The 17,289-nt window shown below is 33.3% G+C and carries 17 protein-coding genes and 1 tRNA gene; 11 read left to right on the forward strand and 7 right to left on the reverse strand.

Features of this window, described 5'->3' with window-relative positions; translation table 11 throughout:
• Positions 1–38: 38 nt before the first annotated feature.
• Both FA048_RS09070 and FA048_RS09075 read right to left on the reverse strand, forming a co-directional pair.
• Complete coding sequence (locus tag FA048_RS09070) at positions 39–1,136, reverse strand: hypothetical protein (protein ID WP_136840068.1); 1,098 nt, start codon at positions 1,134–1,136, stop codon at positions 39–41.
• Positions 1,130–1,759 carry an ABC transporter ATP-binding protein gene (locus tag FA048_RS09075; protein ID WP_136840070.1) on the reverse strand — a complete coding sequence of 210 codons (630 nt, stop codon included), beginning with the start codon at positions 1,757–1,759 and terminating at the stop codon, positions 1,130–1,132. The genes FA048_RS09070 and FA048_RS09075 overlap by 7 nt, the downstream gene beginning before the upstream one ends.
• A 246-nt stretch (positions 1,760–2,005) precedes the next feature.
• Between FA048_RS09075 and FA048_RS09080 the strand changes: the two genes are divergently transcribed.
• Positions 2,006–3,430 (forward strand): MATE family efflux transporter, encoded by a 1,425-nt coding sequence (locus FA048_RS09080; RefSeq protein WP_136840072.1) that lies wholly within the window; start codon positions 2,006–2,008, stop codon positions 3,428–3,430.
• A 46-nt stretch (positions 3,431–3,476) separates the two neighbouring features.
• Here the strand turns inward: FA048_RS09080 and FA048_RS09085 are convergent, their stop codons facing one another.
• A complete protein-coding gene (locus tag FA048_RS09085; protein WP_136840074.1) occupies positions 3,477–4,460 on the reverse strand; it encodes a D-alanine--D-alanine ligase in 984 nt (327 codons plus the stop codon).
• A gap of 118 nt (positions 4,461–4,578) precedes the next feature.
• On the opposite strand from FA048_RS09085, the gene FA048_RS09090 reads away from it, so the two are divergent.
• The 10 genes from FA048_RS09090 to FA048_RS09135 all read left to right on the forward strand — a co-directional run bounded on the left by FA048_RS09090 (position 4,579) and on the right by FA048_RS09135 (position 11,290).
• Positions 4,579–5,352 (forward strand): PASTA domain-containing protein, encoded by a 774-nt coding sequence (locus FA048_RS09090; protein WP_136840078.1) that lies wholly within the window; start codon positions 4,579–4,581, stop codon positions 5,350–5,352.
• 10 nt (positions 5,353–5,362) lie between these two features.
• Positions 5,363–6,418 (forward strand): endolytic transglycosylase MltG, encoded by a 1,056-nt coding sequence (gene mltG / locus FA048_RS09095; RefSeq protein WP_136840080.1) that lies wholly within the window; start codon positions 5,363–5,365, stop codon positions 6,416–6,418.
• Complete coding sequence (locus tag FA048_RS09100) at positions 6,418–6,828, forward strand: acyl-CoA thioesterase (protein ID WP_136840082.1); 411 nt, start codon at positions 6,418–6,420, stop codon at positions 6,826–6,828. Before mltG ends, FA048_RS09100 begins: the two co-directional genes overlap by 1 nt.
• Complete coding sequence (locus FA048_RS09105; protein ID WP_136840084.1) at positions 6,829–7,818, forward strand: YihY/virulence factor BrkB family protein; 990 nt, start codon at positions 6,829–6,831, stop codon at positions 7,816–7,818.
• 97 nt (positions 7,819–7,915) lie between these two features.
• Positions 7,916–8,002, forward strand: a tRNA-Ser gene (locus FA048_RS09110).
• 348 nt (positions 8,003–8,350) lie between these two features.
• Positions 8,351–8,773: a hypothetical protein gene (locus FA048_RS09115; protein WP_136840086.1), complete on the forward strand. Its 423-nt coding sequence runs from the start codon at positions 8,351–8,353 to the stop codon at positions 8,771–8,773.
• 2 nt (positions 8,774–8,775) lie between these two features.
• Positions 8,776–9,141, forward strand: coding sequence for a hypothetical protein (locus tag FA048_RS09120; RefSeq protein ID WP_136840088.1), 366 nt, complete (start codon positions 8,776–8,778; stop codon positions 9,139–9,141).
• Positions 9,141–9,605, forward strand: coding sequence for a protein-export chaperone SecB (locus tag FA048_RS09125; RefSeq protein WP_136840090.1), 465 nt, complete (start codon positions 9,141–9,143; stop codon positions 9,603–9,605). Before FA048_RS09120 ends, FA048_RS09125 begins: the two co-directional genes overlap by 1 nt.
• A 151-nt stretch (positions 9,606–9,756) precedes the next feature.
• The gene (locus tag FA048_RS09130) at positions 9,757–10,065 is read left to right on the forward strand and encodes a hypothetical protein (RefSeq protein ID WP_136840092.1); all 309 of its coding nucleotides are present in this window, start codon (positions 9,757–9,759) and stop codon (positions 10,063–10,065) included.
• 37 nt (positions 10,066–10,102) lie between these two features.
• The gene (locus FA048_RS09135) at positions 10,103–11,290 is read left to right on the forward strand and encodes a DUF1624 domain-containing protein (RefSeq protein ID WP_136840094.1); all 1,188 of its coding nucleotides are present in this window, start codon (positions 10,103–10,105) and stop codon (positions 11,288–11,290) included.
• Here the strand turns inward: FA048_RS09135 and FA048_RS09140 are convergent, their stop codons facing one another.
• The 4 genes from FA048_RS09140 to FA048_RS09155 all read right to left on the reverse strand — a co-directional run bounded on the left by FA048_RS09140 (position 11,291) and on the right by FA048_RS09155 (position 17,288).
• Positions 11,291–12,322, reverse strand: coding sequence for a GntR family transcriptional regulator (locus tag FA048_RS09140; protein WP_136840096.1), 1,032 nt, complete (start codon positions 12,320–12,322; stop codon positions 11,291–11,293). It abuts the gene before it with no gap.
• 63 nt (positions 12,323–12,385) lie between these two features.
• On the reverse strand, positions 12,386–13,765 hold the full coding sequence (locus tag FA048_RS09145) for an FGGY-family carbohydrate kinase (protein WP_136840098.1): 1,380 nt from the start codon (positions 13,763–13,765) through the stop codon (positions 12,386–12,388).
• A 9-nt stretch (positions 13,766–13,774) separates the two neighbouring features.
• Entirely contained in the window at positions 13,775–15,058 is a 1,284-nt protein-coding gene (locus tag FA048_RS09150) for a sugar isomerase (protein WP_136840100.1), read from the reverse strand.
• 109 nt (positions 15,059–15,167) lie between these two features.
• Positions 15,168–17,288, reverse strand: coding sequence for a bifunctional aldolase/short-chain dehydrogenase (locus FA048_RS09155; protein WP_136840102.1), 2,121 nt, complete (start codon positions 17,286–17,288; stop codon positions 15,168–15,170).
• Position 17,289: the final 1 nt, after the last annotated feature.

Raw genomic sequence — 17,289 nt, forward strand, 5'->3', positions numbered from 1 at the left:
AATTTCATAGATTTTAGATGATTGCACTGGTTCAGGGCTTACACTGATAATTCTTTTAAGTCTAAGCTATTGTAATTCCAAAAGAAAATAATAGTGGAAAGAATAATAACAGCTAAACTAAAGGGTAAATAATACCCACCAAGAATAGCAAACATACTTACAAAGAAAAAGAACAAAAGATACTGTAAATACCTATCCGTGTTTGCCTTTAATAAATATACTAGGGCTTGCAGAACTAATATAGAACCCAAGCAAAACAAAACACAATTAGCAAATTGTAATGGGGTAATTCCGGTAGAAACTACAAGCAATATCAATTCTGGAATTAACAACAAACCAAACACAAAAACCCAATAAGTCAACCTCTTAATTGCATTAATGGGTAAGTTTTTAGCAAAGGAGTTATAGAAAGCATCAAATTTTGTGAGGTTCAAAATCAGTATGGCGTGACTTAAAACCACAGCTAACAAAGCAGTTAAATAAATCCTAATGTCATTAGGTATGTCTGCAAAAACCAATAAGATAGCCTTAAAAGCCAAAAAAGAAACGATTTTACAAATCAATAGCATTATTCGTTGTTCGTTTAACAAATACCAAATTGGCCAAGACCAAAATGGTTTATTAATTTTAAGATTAGGGAAATTTAACCAAGCTTTTGAAACATTAAAATTGAAATTGCTAGAGCGATAGGTATAAATAGCTAACGATATCATTACTAAACCTAACATCGCAATGGTAGCAAAAAAGCTAAAGAAATACTGATGAACAATTGAGGTAATTATAACTAAACCTGCATAACACAAAACTGGAACAAGAAGAAATGAATAAACCTTAATCCATATAATGATTTGTGCTTTTTTAGAAACAGCTGTTAATTCTTTTGCAAAACCATAATCTTCTTGAGAAAGCTTTTGCCTTACAAAAAGCAAGGATTTTAACGAATATAAAATCCAAATACCAAATAGAATTAAAAGATTTAATGGCGAAGAACAAATGGAAAGCAACAAAGCTTTATGAAATAGAATTAAGTCATAACCTTGTATCATGCCGAATAGTAAATAGAAAATAACCAAAAACAAACCAACATGCCGTTGGTAAAAAGTTGCGCCTATTGTTCTAATTAATAGCTTTAGCATATCATTACTTTTTTGTTTTCGATTACAAAAACACCATCAACCTTTAATTTAGCTGCATCAATTTCTTGATGAGATGAGATTAAAAAACTTTTCCCTTGCTCCGATTTTTCAATTATTAATCGGTACAATTTATCAGCCGATGCTGTATCAATGGTAATTAAGGGTTCATCTAAAATGTAAAGCGATACATCGCCAATAAACACACAGATTAAAGAGAGTTTCTTTAACATTCCGCTAGAATAATCTCCAATTTTTTGATTTAAATAAGCTGTCATTTCAAACAAATCAGTTAACGAATCTATGTCGCTTTGACTGGCCTTTCTTATAGCCGCATAAAAATTGAGTAATTCTTTCCCTGTAACAAATAATGGATATTGTGGTTCAGCTTCTGCATAGCTAATTTTTGAACGGAAATTAGTTGGCTGTTTTTTCAGATTTATCTCATTTAATAAAACAGTTCCCTCAAATGGAGTTTGACCAGATATAATTCTAAACAGCGTAGTTTTCCCTGTTCCATTTCCACCTTTTAGCCAGTAAATTCCCGAATTGATTTTCCATTCATCAAATTCTAAAACCGTATGGCTACCATACTTTTTGCAGATATTATTTAAGGTTAAATTCAATTAGTTTAGTTTTATTGTTTTGATAAAAATTAGCAATTCTTGTTACAGCAATCTCTTAACAAACTGATAATCAAGTTAAATTTTGCTGTTTAAATTTATTTTATATTTTTGCAACATTAAATTCTACTGAACCATGATAGTATCGAGGGAAAAATTTGGCTGTTAATAAGCTAAATCCACATTCTTTTATCAAATAGTTGATGCTTTACAACAAGCATCTAATGGTTTATATCTTAATTTTTTATAATGTTACAATCTTCAAAAACTAAAAATAGTTTTACTAATTTTTTTACTGTTTTATGGCAAGCAATTATTGGCAAGGAAACAGATTATACAACTATTAGCATTCGCAAAGCAATTTTTCTGTTGGCAATTCCTATGATGCTAGAAATGATGATGGAATCTGTATTTGCCTTGGTAGATCTTTACTTTGTAGGTCATTTACCAAATAGCAGTAATGCCATACAAACAGTTGGTTTAACAGAATCTGTTTTAACCATTATTTATTCACTGGCTATAGGCATGAGCATGGCGGCTACAGCTGTAGTTGCTCGCAGAATTGGCGAGAAAAATCCAGAGGCGGCTGCAAAAGCAGGAATGCAGGCAATTGTGATTGCTGTATTTGTAAATGTAGTAATCAGCATTGCGGGATTAATTTATGCAAAGGAAATTCTCTTGCTAATGGGTGCTACAGAAACTACAGCTGTACAAGGCACTACTTTTGTTCAAATAATGATGAGTAGTAGTGTGATTATCATGCTATTATTTTTAATTAATGGGATTTTTAGAGGAGCTGGAAATGCTTCTATCGCCATGCAAAGTTTAATTATTGCAAATGTTGCGAACTGTATTTTATGCCCAATATTTATTAGAGGCCTTGGTCCTATCCCAGCATTTGGGTTAACAGGTGCCGCAATAGCAACAACTATTGGAAGAGGTCTTGGTGTTTGTTATCAAATATTTCATTTAGCCAGGGGAAACAGTGCGTTGAAAATTAAATTATCTTATTTTAAACCACATTGGGAACAAATTAAGGCGATTGTTAAAATAGCTGCCCCAGCAATTTTACAGTTCGTTATTGCTTCTTGTAGTTGGATATTTTTAGCAGAATTGGTAGCTACTACTGGCGGAGATCATGGATCGGCAGGTTACCAAACAGCATTACGTTTAATGATGTTTTTTATGCTACCAGCATGGGGCTTAAGTAATGCAGCAGCCACATTGGTCGGCCAGAATATGGGTGCAGGGCATATGGATAGGGCAAAACAATCTGTATTTGTAACCATGAAGTACTCCGTTATATTTATGGCTTGTGTTACTATATTGTTTTTAACCTGCGGTAAATATTTTGCTGCTTTCTTTACTACAGATGAGCAAATAAAAGTTGTAGCTATTGAAGCCCTAAGAATTTTAAGTTATGGCTTTGTGCTATATGGCATAGGGATGGTATTGGTAAGTGCCTTTAATGGTGCTGGTGACACTTGGACACCAACAAAAATTAATGTAATTGCATTTTGGTTGTTCCAAATTCCATTTGCTTTCTTTTTAGCGAAATATTTAAACATGGGCCCAACAGGAGTTTTCATTGCTATACCAGTAGCAGAAGTTGGAATTACCATAGCCGCATTTATTTTATTTAAGCGAGGTAAATGGCAGAAAACAATAGTATAAAAAATAATAATCCTATAAGGTTAAAACCTTATAGGATTATATTAACTTAAATTGATTCTTCAATAACTTGAGTATAAAACTCCTTTAATTCCATGCCCATAGCCGCCACTTGTTGAGGAATAAAACTTGTTGCTGTTTGACCCGGAATGGTATTTATTTCGATAAAATAAAAGTTATCGGTATCGTTCTCTAAAAAGTAATCGATACGAACAATACCATTACAATTTAACTTCTCGTAAACTGCTGTAACAACTGTTTCAACTCTACTTTTTTCTTCATCAGACATTCTACCTGGAGTGATTTCTTCAGTAGCTCCCGGCGTATATTTAGCTTCGAAATCAAAGAATTCATTTGCAGGAATCACCTCGGTAGCTGGTAAAACAATTATTTTGCCTTTGGTTTTAAAAACACCAACCGAAAACTCTCTTCCTTCTACAAATTCCTCTATTAATACCTGATTATCTTCGTTAAAGGCTTTATCTAATGCTACTTTTAAATCATCTGCATGTTTTACCTTGCTCATGCCTATGCTACTGCCCCCATTATTAGGTTTAACAAAATAGGGTAGTTTTAATTGATTTTTAATATCCTCAATTGAGTAAGTAGCATTTTTAAATATTTGAATAGACTTTGCAACTTTCAAATCTTTAATCCCATCAACAATTGCTTTTGTATAGCCTTTATTCATGGTAATGGCAGATGTTAACGCGCTACAAGTAGTATAAGGAATACCCAACATATCGAAATAACCCTGTAGTTTTCCATCTTCACCTGGCGAACCATGAATGGCAATAAAAACACCATCAAATTTTATCTTTCTACCATTTATTGTCAATGAGAAATCGTTTTTATCTATATCAATTTTAACAGAATCTGAAGGTTCATAAAACCAACCATTTTCATTAAGCATAATTTTATATACCTCGAATTTAGTTGTATCTATGTTCTGAGCTATTGTTGCAGCGCTTTTTACTGAAACAACCCACTCACCTGTTGTGCCTCCTGTTAATAATGCAATTGTTTTCTTCATTGATGTTAAATTTTACATCCAAAAATATAAATTAGTTGATGCAGATTTGATTTTAATTGAGATAAAATATTTTTTTAAGCTAAATTTGAACTGTTAACATCAATCCTAAAGAAAAATAATGGGCAAATTTATTGCATACCTTAAAACAAAATCTTTCAGAAACAACCTCATTGCTGCTGTATGTACAGTTGCAGCTATTTTATTAATCGCATTTTTTAGTTTACGTTATTACACCAAACATGGCGAGGGCTTAAATGTACCAGAAGTTAAAGGTTTAACGTTAGCACAAGCAGTTAGCAAACTAGAAGACTTGGGTTTACGTTATGAAATTGATTCGGTTTATATTATGGATAAACCTCCTGGTATTGTAACCGATCAAGATCCTGATGCTAACACTTTTGTAAAGGGAAATAGAACTATCTATTTAACTATTAATACTGCACAAGCTCCAAATGTTAAATTTCCAGATATTGAAAATAAATCTTTAAGAGAAGCACAAGCAATATTAGAAAGTTACCGTTTAAAGTTAGGTGATACGACTTACAAACCAGATGTAGCAAAAGATGTAGTGCTTGAAACTTTCTTTGGCGGTCAAATAATTAGAACTGGTGAAGTTTTACCTACTGGTTCTATTATTAACTTAACGCTTGGAGATGGTCGTGGTGCCGAAGACATTGAACTGCCTAACTTAACAGGATTTACAATTGACGAAGCTAAATTCTCTTTAAGAGGCTCTATGTTAACTCTTGGCACCATAACTTGGGAAGGTGAAATTACAGATTCTGCAACTGCAGTTATTGTAACCCAATTTCCTTTAGTAGCTGATACTTTAGTAAAAGTTAAAATAGGTACACCAGTAAATATTACACTATCAAACAAACCAAAAAATTAGTAATACCAACATGATTTTAGAACACGATAAAAAAGCGAAGAAAAGCACAAAAATTATATTAGCCATTCTCTTAATTCTTTTAATTATAGGGGGAACTTATGGATTTAACATTTATAAAACTTACTTAGCAGCAAACATTATTGGAAACCAAAAGTATATTTATGTGAATACTGGTATGACCTATGATGGATTTTTACATAATTTATTAGAAAAAGGTATCTTAAAAAATCCGGATGCGTTTAAGGAAGCAGCTGAAAAGATGGGATTGCCTAAAAGTTTAAAACCTGGTCGTTATGCTGTAAAGGAAGGAATGAATAACCGTACTTTAATCAACAAATTAAAGGCCGGCAATCAGGATGCAGTAAAACTGAAATTTCAAAATATAAGAAAGAAAGAAAACTTTGCCGCTTATCTTGCTAAAAACATGGAAGCAGATTCATTGGCATTTATTAATGTTTTAGATTCTGCCGCATTGGTAGAGAAGTATGGTTTCAATACCGAAAACATTTATACCATGTTTATTCCAAACACTTACGAGATGTATTGGAATAGTAGCCCAACAGACTTTTTTGAGAAAATACAAAAGGAATATGCTAAATTTTGGACAGCCGAACGCAAGAAAAAAGCAGCAGCATTAAACCTTACACCTATCCAAGTTTCCATTTTAGCATCAATAGTAGATTCTGAAGCGCTTTACGACAAAGAAATGCCAACCATCGCAGGTTTATATTTAAATCGCTTAAATCGTGGCATTTTATTACAGGCAGACCCAACAGTAATTTTCGCTAATGACGATTTTACTATTAAAAGGGTACTTAATTCGCATTTGGCTTTAGATTCTAAGTACAATACTTATAAATACGCTGGTTTGCCTCCTGGACCAATCATGATGCCTAGTATAAATGCCATTGACGCTGTTTTAAATAGAGAGCAAAATAACTTTATTTACATGTGTGCAAAAGAAGATTTTTCTGGCTATCATGCCTTTGCAGAAACCAGAGAACAGCATGAAATTAATGCAAATAAATATAGGGCTGCAATGAACAAACGTAACATTTATAAATAATGTTTGTATACGAAAGCAAAGTAAAGGTTAGGTATGTAGAAACTGATCAAATGGGTGTTGTACACCACAGTAACTATGCACAATATTACGAGCTTGCAAGAACAGAATGTTTTGAAGCATGCTCTGGGATGACCTATGAAACTATGGAAAGCGAAGGTGTCATGTTGCCTATATTAGAATTACAATCAAAATTTTATAAGCCAGCTTTATACAATCAGGTATTAACCATAAAATCTATAGTAAAAGATCTACCAACTGTTAGATTAACTGTAGATTACGAGATATACAATGAAACACAGGAATTGATTAATACGGGTAAAACGGTTTTGGTTTTTGTAAACAAGCAAACAAGACGGCCATGCCAACCACCAGAAAACTTCATGCAACAAGTTCGTCAATACTTTAAATAAATGGATTGGGTTCATAAACAACTGTTAAAAATTGGATTATACAGATTGTTCATTTCATGGACAAAAGTTTGTGTACTGCCAGGTTTTAGCCCACTACCACTTTATACAGTAGCAACTTTCTTCTTTAAAGAGATTGGAAAAGAAGCTCTGGTAAACAAAGCCTCTTCATTATCTTATAATTTCATGTTGGCTATCTTTCCTGCCATCATTTTCTTGTTCACCTTAATTCCATATATACCGAAAAGCATAGGCTTTCAAGATACCTTAATGTCTTTATTGGCTTTGGTACTGCCAAATAACGCCTATTTAGCATTTGAAACAACCATTATTGAAATTGTTAACATTCAAAATGGCAGTTTACTATCTGTGGGTTTCTTGCTATCACTATTTTTTGCTACAAATGGTGTGCATAAATTGATGGTTGCTTTTAATAAATCATCGCTTATTGTAGAAACCAGAACTTGGTTTAAGCAAAGGATGGTTGCTGTAGTTTTAACAGTAATTATTGCCTTATCTGTTATAGTTTGCATTGTAGCGATGGCAATTGGTGAGATTTTATTAAAATATTTGCAAAAAGAGTTACACTATAAAGGTGGCATTACACTTTTTACTATTCAGTTTACTCAGTGGACATTGTTAGGTGTCTTGTACTTCATAACAGTTTCTATTTTATACCGCTACGGACCAGCCCATGCCAAAAAGTGGAAGTTTTTCAGTGCAGGTTCTTGGTTTGCCACTATCCTTGCTTTTTTAACCATGTGGGGATTTTCATTTTATATTAATCATTTTGGCTCTTACAATAAAATTTATGGTTCAATTGGAACCTTGATTGTAGTGATGATTTGGCTATACTTAAATTCTTTAATTTTATTGATCGGTTTTGAGTTAAATGCGAGTGTAGATTTATCAAAAAGAAGTGTTAAAATTATACGTCCAAACTTCAATCTCTTCAAAAAACCACTTCCAGTAGAAGATAAATTGGAAAAATAAGAAATTTTTATTGCTCTGTTATAGGCATTTAGCCAGTTTCTTCAAAAAAAAGCTATTCATAGTTTGCAGATTTAAAGAGGATTTGTACTTTTGCGGCGGAGAGTTGGCAGAGTGGTCGATTGCGGCAGTCTTGAAAACTGTTGACTTGTCAAAGGGTCCGCGGGTTCGAATCCCCCACTCTCCGCACAATTAAAGCCTTTAGTAAACTACTAGAGGCTTTTTTATTTTTATAGTTTAGTCAACAAGTTTTCATCAATAAATCAATTTGGTTGATATTGATTGGATTTTGGATATGAGTTAATATTTGTCATTGTGATCGTTTAGATTATTTAGGTTATATATAAAATGATTTAAAAAATTGGGAAATATGGTAATGGGTACAAATACTTTTAAATAATGTCTTGTTAATTTGATTTCAAAATAATAGATTGCATTGTAAACCAAATCTCACATAAAGTAGGAAAATATAATATGTCATTAATTATTGTACCTTTGCACCTTCAAAATGAGATTAAAAAACTATATAATCTTAATGTCTAATTGGCTCTCCAAATCCATTAATTCTTTCGCCATTGCAAACAATGCTGGACTCAGTGTGTTTAATGATAACCGCGTCCATTGCTTTTACTATGGATGTGTACAATTATTGAAACATGTAGTCCTAAATAATTTCAATGGTATGGATGTTGAGCAGGTTGAAAATGAATGTAACCCTAAAAAGAAGCCAGAAAATAAGGGTACTCATCAATACCTTAAACTGAAAATAAAAGAAGATTTAAATAATAGATCTGAAAGGTTAGTTAGTGTTGATTTTAACTCAAAATTATTGGCATTACAAAATCTGAGAACCAAAGCTGATTACGGCATTGACAATATTTCACAACTGGAAATTGAAAATGCAAAACAGTACTCAGATTTAATTAATAATACATTAAATAAATTTTATAAAATCTAAAGATGACTATCAAAGATTTTTTATTAGAGCAAGCTAATGCAGTTGTAACCAAATTCGACGATATTAGAATTAGGTTGTCATACAACGAGCTTTCAGATATACATTTTATGGAGATTCATCCGGAATCAGCATATAATGATGAAATTAAGTTGTTTTTATCATATGTGATGGATGATTTTTATAACATCTTTCCTGAAGATTCCTTATCTTTTGTTACTGAATGTGATTTAATAGATTCTTCTTCTACTGATGAATGGGTTACAGGAGAAAATTTCCAAATGGATTGGAACTTATGGTTTGAAAATACAGCTTCCGAGTTTATTGTCGAGCCTGTTTATGCAGATGATTCATATTTTATAGCCGCATAATGACTAAAATAGCAGAACTACATGGATCTCCATTTGCTTTAAACCAATTTCACATTGACGAATTTAGCATTAAAAGAAATCCTGTAAAACCAGGGAAACCAATATTTACATTCAATCCTTCCGGGTTGATTGATTACGACACTAGTGGATATGTTTTAACTATTGATTTTGAAGTTAAAGACGCTAATGATGCGTTTACAATTAAATGTAATTGTATTGGATATTTTAAATTTAAAGTTGAAGAGGGGAAAAGTGCAGATCTTAAAAGTTTTTTTTATCTAAATGCCCCAGCTATAATATTTCCTTATATAAGATCATATATTGCTTCTGTAACAGCATTATCTGGGCTAGAAGCTGTGAATCTTCCTCTGATAAATTTTCCAAAATCGATAGCTGAAAACTTAATGCAGAACACAAAAACTAGAGAGCCAAATAACTCCGATGTAACAACTAGCCAAGCATGATAACATTTATGTTGTTTTTGGTATTTTCATAAGAATACGTAGAGCAATCTAACTCTCCGCACAATTAAATGCTATTAGTCGAAAGATTAATAGCATTTTTGTTTAATATATAAACTCAATTTCGCATTTTTATTTCTAATAACAGGTTCAAATGATCTACGCGAATAAAAAAGTAACAGGTAAAGTTAATTTAGCACAACAAACTGCTAAAATTATCGCCAACGTACTAGAGTTAGAAAGCAAAAACCTAATTAGATTAGAAGCAGATACTATTTTCTTGTATCCACAGCTATGGAAAGATAGAATTTCAGCTATTAATTGGATCAATTGCCTCCATCATTACTACTGCTTAAAAAAACAATTAAAAAGTAGTCAACCGCTTTATTTTAAAAACATTGAAACTGAAGAATTAATTGGGAATATGGTAAATAAAAAACCTAAAGTTTTAATCTTTAATTGATTATTGTAATTTTAAGTTAAATCAACCAAGCGCTCTCATGACAACTGACAAAAAACGCATCCTCTCTATAGATATTTTGAGGGGATTAGTGATGGTAATTATGGCCTTAGACCATACCCGTGATTTTTTTCATAACAATGGAAACATGATGAGCGACCCAATGAATCCAGAAACAACAAATCTGTTTTTGTATTTCACAAGGTTGATTACCCATTTCTGTGCCCCTACTTTTGTTTTCTTATCTGGCATTTCTGCTTACCTATCAGCTAAAAATAAGGAACCAAAACAAGCCAGTAATTTTTTAATAAAGCGTGGTTTATGGCTGTTATTTGTAGAAATCGTATTAATTACATTTGGTTTAACTTTTAACCCATTCTATAATTTTATTGTATTACAGGTAATTTGGGCAATTGGCTGGAGCATGATTTTATTAGGGATATTGAGTAGAATTTCTCATCGGTTGGTTTTAATAGTCGGCTTAATCTTATTTTTTGGTCATAACTTATTAAACTACCTACAACTTCCTGCACCTGATACGCTTAGCGGAGGCTTGTTAGCTGCATTATTCACCACAAGAGGTACATTTATCCCACTAGGAACCAACCATTTAATTGGGCTATTTTATGCAATTTTACCATGGACAGGCGCCATGTTATTAGGCTTTTCCATTGGTAACTGGTACAATTCAAATTTCGATGCCAACAAAAGAAAACGCTTACTATTTTACAGTGGATTAAGCCTCCTTTTATCTTTCCTTATTTTACGTTATTTTAGTTTGTATGGTAACCCAGATCCAAGAACAGCACATACAGATCAACTAAAAACCATTTTCGATTTCTTTAATGTGAGCAAGTATCCGCCATCATTGCAATATTTCGGAATGACTTTAGGCCCTGCATTAATGCTCTTATCCGGTATAGAAAACGTTAAAAATTGGTTTAGTAGGATAATGATGGTGTACGGAAATGTGCCATTCTTTTATTATGTATTACACTTTTATGTAATTCATATTGCACTTGTGGTATTCTTTTTTGCAAGTGGGTATGGCGTAGACCAGATTAGCACACCACAATCACCATTCTTGTTCCGTCCTAATGATTTTGGATATACCCTACCAATAGTGTACGTAATTTGGCTTGGAGTTGTAGCAATCCTTTATATACCTTGTATTTGGTTTCAGAAATATAAAGCTACGCATAGACAATGGTGGCTTAGGTATTTGTAACTATAAAGAGTTTCGAAGGGTTAGATAGAACGGAATTTCTATTTTTTCTGTTTTATTTTCGAGGATCAGTTCAGCTGCTTTACTGCCTAATTGTATGAAATCTGTCGAAATGGTAGTGATACCGTCTAAAATAATCCGTTTTAATGGGGTTTCGTTATAAGAGATTACACCAACATCTTTACCTATCTTTAATTTTAAAGCAATTAAACGTTCAATTAAAATCACTAGATCATCTTCCATTAAGTTGATATAAACTTCGCCAACATTAATTTCTTCATCTTTAATATTATGAATCACTTTGTGATTAAATGCATATTGCTGACAGAATCTATAAAAACCTGTTAATATTTCTTGGGGGAAATAGCTGTTCTTAGGAAAGATAATTTTTATCGTATCATAATTAGCTAATTTAGCTAAAGCTTGCTCTAGGGCGCTGTAAATATCTTGTGCGAAGTTTTCATAGGCTGCAGCATAATCTCCAATAATACCCGGCAAAAGCTTATCTACGATAATTAATTTTTCTTTCGGAATGGTATTGATGATATCATGTGCATTTTCTCCCCCCTCGTTAAAATGAGGAATAATTACAAAATGAGAATAATCATTGCTTTTGCTAATTAGCATTTTTTTAAACAGCGCAAAATCATTGTTGTAAATATAAAAATCTACCATCGCTTGTTCACCAATTGATTTGATGAACGAATCGTATATAATTTTTTTGTGCGTACTTAACTTATTGAACAATAAGCAAATTTTAAGTTTACGAGCAAAATCTACATTTACAATGAAAAAACCTTTTCCAGGTACAGATTCTACAATCCCTAGCTTACGCAGGTGTCGATATCCTTTTTCTGCAGTATCCCTTGAGATTTCGAGTTTAAAACTTAACTCATTAATTGAAGGCAAAAGACTGTTTTTCTTCAGCTTACCACTAGAAATAGCCGATAATATAGCATTTGTTAATTGCTTATATTTTGGTGTGGAAGAATATTCATCTACAAGAATATGTGCTATAAGGTCTTCTGGTTTCAAAACGATATCATTAAGGCTCTTTCGAAGGTAACAATAATTAACTAGTGTATAACCAATATTTTGCTAAACTGTACGCTGAATAGATGAATAATATTTAAGCTCAATAATATCTGTTGGAATTGGGTTTTTATTCCATGCTTCATTGATAGCTAATGCTGTACCAATGGCTGTTGCCTGTGAAACTGAAGATGCATACACTTCGATATGAGGAATTGAAATAGCTAACAGATGCATATAGATTGCATTTTTTCCAAATCCACCATCCACAAAAATTCTGGTAACCCCAGGATTTAAAATTAATTTTAATGAATAAATTTGTTGTTTTACTAGGTCATAGATCAGTTGATGATAGGCTTCTTCTGCAGTTCTAAATAAGTTTAAATCTCTTTCGGAAAATGCAGATACAGTTGAAAATTTAAGTTGTGGTTCTTGATTTTCTGGCACTTTAGCTGCCAATTTTAAAAACAAACCAGGGTTAAACTTTAAATGTTTAAAGAGATAAGCTGCTCTATCAAAATGATCTGCAATACGTTTTAGCTGTTGCTCATGCTCATAACCTGCAAAAATACGTGATGCCTTTACTGCTTTTCCTTTAAAATGCATGTAACAAAGGCAATCTTGCTTTAACTCTTCTGCTGTTAGCGGTTGTTGATTAAAAGGGTTTAAGCTGATGCACCACGTTCCTGTTGACAGTAACACAAAAGGAGTTGAGAAATTTGCCAGATATGGTATAAGCGCAGCTGAGCTATCATGTAAGCCAACTCCTACTTTATAGCTAATCCCCTCATAATTGGTTTCTAAACTAGAATCTGCCGGTGTAAATTCTCCCAGCTTTTCTGCTAAGCCTTCTTCTATCACCCATCTATGGTATTGATTTTTGGTAAAATCCCACAAATGAGTATGGCAACCAATACTTGTAATATCTGCAAGTGCCTTTCCGGTAATTAAATAACTTAGGTACTGAGGTAGATGTAAGGCATATTTTACCTTTTCAAAAACTTCAGGTTTTTCTTTTTTAAGTCGATATAACTGCAAACCTGAATTTAAGCTTCCTAAAATCGGAGAAGCTGTTTCTTGGGCAATTTTTTCTTCACCCCCATATTTCGCATAAAATGCTGCGCTTAACTCTTCAGGGTAAGCTTTTAAATAATTGTAAAGCGGTGTTAACGGTTTTCCTTTTTCATCAAGATAAACAAAGCTTGCACCATAGGTAGAAAAATTGATGGCTTTGATATCAAATTCTTGCATTTTCTGAACTTGATGTAAAGAATCATGAACAGAAGAAATTAGACTTTCTAAATTTTCGCAAGGTTCTCCATCTTCATCTAACGTTTCTACAAAACGGGCAGAACGTTCGTACACAATATGATACTCTTCATCTATAAGGAATAACTTTTTATTCGTTTTCCCAACATCAAATATGGCAATTACAGGTTTAGGCATTTTATTAAATTATAATCCTGTTGCTACAGTATTTTGTCCACGTTGCCCAATTAATGTTTTTCTACAAGCTAGATCTCTATATAAATTTAAGGGAGCTAATGCAGCACCGGCTCTTAATCTTGCTTCGGCAACTATTGCTCTCAAATCGCTACGAAAAGTATATTGTAATATCTCTTGACAAAGTACAACATCATTATTTTCTTGTGCTGCAACTAATGCTTTTCTGTCTACCAATAAAGCTTGCGCATAGGCAATCATGATTGCTTCAATTGACTGTAATAAATCTTCTAAAGGATCTTTTACGTTGTGAGATGCATCAATCATCCAGCCTAAACCAGTTGCGTGATCCATACCTTTTGCATCCATTCCTTCAACCAATTCGTTAAAGATTAAAAACAATTGATAAGGTTTGATACTACCTGTAGTTAAATCGTCATCGCCATATTTAGAATCGTTAAAATGGAAACCACCTAATTTACCTTCCATTAATAATAAAGAAACAATTTGCTCAATATTTGCATTTGGTAAATGGTGACCTAAATCAACCAAAGTATAAGCTTTATCTCCTAATTTATTAGCGTATAATAAAGATTGACCCCAATCTCCAACAGTTGTTGAATAGAAATTAGGCTCATAAGCTTTATATTCTACAAACATTTTCCAGTTTGCTGGCAAAGCCGAATAAATCTCTTGTAAACTTGCTAAAGTATTTTCAAATGCTTGTCTGAAGTTCAATTGACCTGGAAAGCAAGAACCATCTGCCAACCAAACGGTTAAAGATTCTGAACCTAAGGCAACACCTTGTTTAATTACTTCGATGTTATGCTCAATAGCTTGCTTGCGAACTGCTTTATCTACGTGTTGCAAAGAGCCAAATTTATAACTTACTGGAGAACCAGGTTGGTCTTGAAACGTGTTTGAGTTTACCGCATCGAACTTTAATCCATAACTAGCTGCTAAACTTTTAATCTGATCTGGGTTTTGAGGAATATCCCATGGAATATGGAGAGAAATAGCTCCACTAGAATTATTTAAAGCATGTAAAAGGCCAACATCTTCAATTTTCTGTTCAAGATTTGTTGGTTCTCCACCACCAGTCGCAAAACGTCCAAAACGTGTACCTCCAGTTCCTAAAGCCCAACTTGGAATGGCAATTTGAAAGTCTACTAACTTTTTAATTACAGCTTCAATATCAATATGTGACCACTCGCTTTTTAGGTTATTCAGTTTTTGTTGGTGTTTGCTGATTAGCGAATCGTTATGTTGTTCTATTTGGTTTTTCTCAATGTTCATGAGTACGGTTAGGTTATAGGTTTAATATTAAACCACAGATTACACAGATAAACACAGATTTAATTTCTTATCTGTGTCCATCCTTTTTATCTGTGGTTACATTTATTATTTATCTAGCAAATGCCATTGCCACACCACCATCAACATTTAACATGTTTCCTGTTGATTTACTTAGCAAGCCACCTACAAAAGCAAAACAAGCGTTTGCAATATCTTCTGGTAATATAATTTGGTTTAACAAGGTACGTTTTGCATAATAAGCAGGCAATTCTGCAACGGTAATTCCGTATGCTTTTGCTCTACCTTCTGCCCAACCACCTGCCCAGATATTACTATCGCTAATTACAGCGTCTGGATTTACCACATTTACACGGATACCATCTGCACCTAATTCTGCAGCATTTAAACGACTTAAATGTAATTGAGCAGCTTTTGCACTGCCGTAACCTGCATTATTTGGTCCGCTAACTAAAGCATTTTTACTTACAATATTAATAATATCTCCGCCAATATGCTGCTTTTGCATCACACTTGCTGCTGCTTGAGTTACAAAAAATTGTCCTTTTACTAAAACATCATACAATAAGTCCCAGTCTTTTTCACCATGATCAGCAATTGATTTAGAGATTGATAAACCTGCATTATTAATTACAATATCAATTCCTCCAAAAGCTAAAGCTGCAGAATCGAATGCGGTATTGATATCATTAGCGCTAGTTACATTTAAAACTGCTGTACTGTATGCGTCTTTGCCATATAATTTTTCAAATTCTGTTCCTGCTTCTGCTAATCGCTCTGCATTCATGTCATTTAAAATAACTACACCACCTTCAGCAATGAATTTTTTAGCAATTGCTTTTCCAATTCCGCCAGCACTGCCCGTAATTAAAGCAATTTTACCAGTTAATGGTTTTGGTTTAGGCATACGTTGTAATTTCGCTTCCTCTAATAACCAGTATTCGATGTTAAATGCTTCTTGGTGTGGTAGTGAAGTATACTCTGAAATAGCTTCAGCACCTTTCATTACGTTAATGGCATTGGTGTAGAATTCTGCAGCTACCCTAGCCGTTTGTTTATCTTTAGAAAAAGTAAACATTCCAATACCTGGATATAAAATTACAACTGGGTTAGTATCGCGAATTGCTGGACTATTTGGATGTTTACAAGTCTCGTAATAATCAGTATACATTTGTCTGTATGCTTCAAATGCTGGTGTTAAACTAGCTTTTAAAGCAGCTACATCAGTTAAATCAGCATCACTGGCTAAATCTAAAACCAACGGACTTATTTTAGTACGCAAAAAGTGATCTGGACAACTTGTACCCATTGGCGCTAAGCGACTTAAATCATTTGAGTTAATGAATTCCAACACCCTTGTATCATCAGTAAAGTGACCAATCATGTGTTGCTTTGAAGAACATAAGCCACGTAAAACGGGAGCTAAAGCAGCCGCTTGTTTTTTACGTTGATCTACTGCTGCACTTTCTATTTTTTGTCCACCAAAAACTGAACCTCTTTTACCATAATTTTCATTTAGGTATTCTGAGCATATTTCAATTACATCTAAAGTGTTGATATAACTTTCGTAAGCGGTATCGCCCCAAGTGAACAAGCCATGAGAACCTAGCATAATCCCTCTAATACCTGGATTTTCGTCTAAACATTTTTTAAGGGATAAACCTAATTCAAATCCTGGTTTTTTCCATTCTACCCAACCAATTGTTCCGTTAAAAAGCTTTTCAGTAATTGCCTTTCCATCTTTAGCTGCAGCAATTGCAATAGCTGCATCAGGATGTAAATGATCGATATGTGCAAAAGGTAAAAACCCATGTAAAGGCGTATCAATTGAAGGCGCTTTAGAACTTAAATCGAAAATACAATGGTTAAATAACTCAACCATTTCATCTTCATGTGCTACGCCACGATAAATATTTTTAAGACTTCTTAATCTATCAACATAAAGTGCAGCTAAGCCACTTTTTTTCAAAGTACCTAAATCGCCACCTGACCCCTTAACCCACATTACTTCGGTTTCTAAGCCCGTTAATGGATCTTTTTCTTGCAACTTACAAGAAGTGTTACCACCACCGTAATTGGTTAAGCGTAAATCTGCACCTAATAAATTAGAACGATAAATTAATAAAGCCACCTCATCACCCGCTAATTTTGCAGCCTCTTCATCATCCCATAAATAACTTACGTATTTATAACTCTTTGTATCGATTGACATT

The sequence above is a fragment of the Pedobacter polaris genome, from assembly GCF_005116505.1.
In the GTDB taxonomy this organism is placed as follows: Bacteria; Bacteroidota; Bacteroidia; order Sphingobacteriales; family Sphingobacteriaceae; genus Pedobacter; species Pedobacter polaris.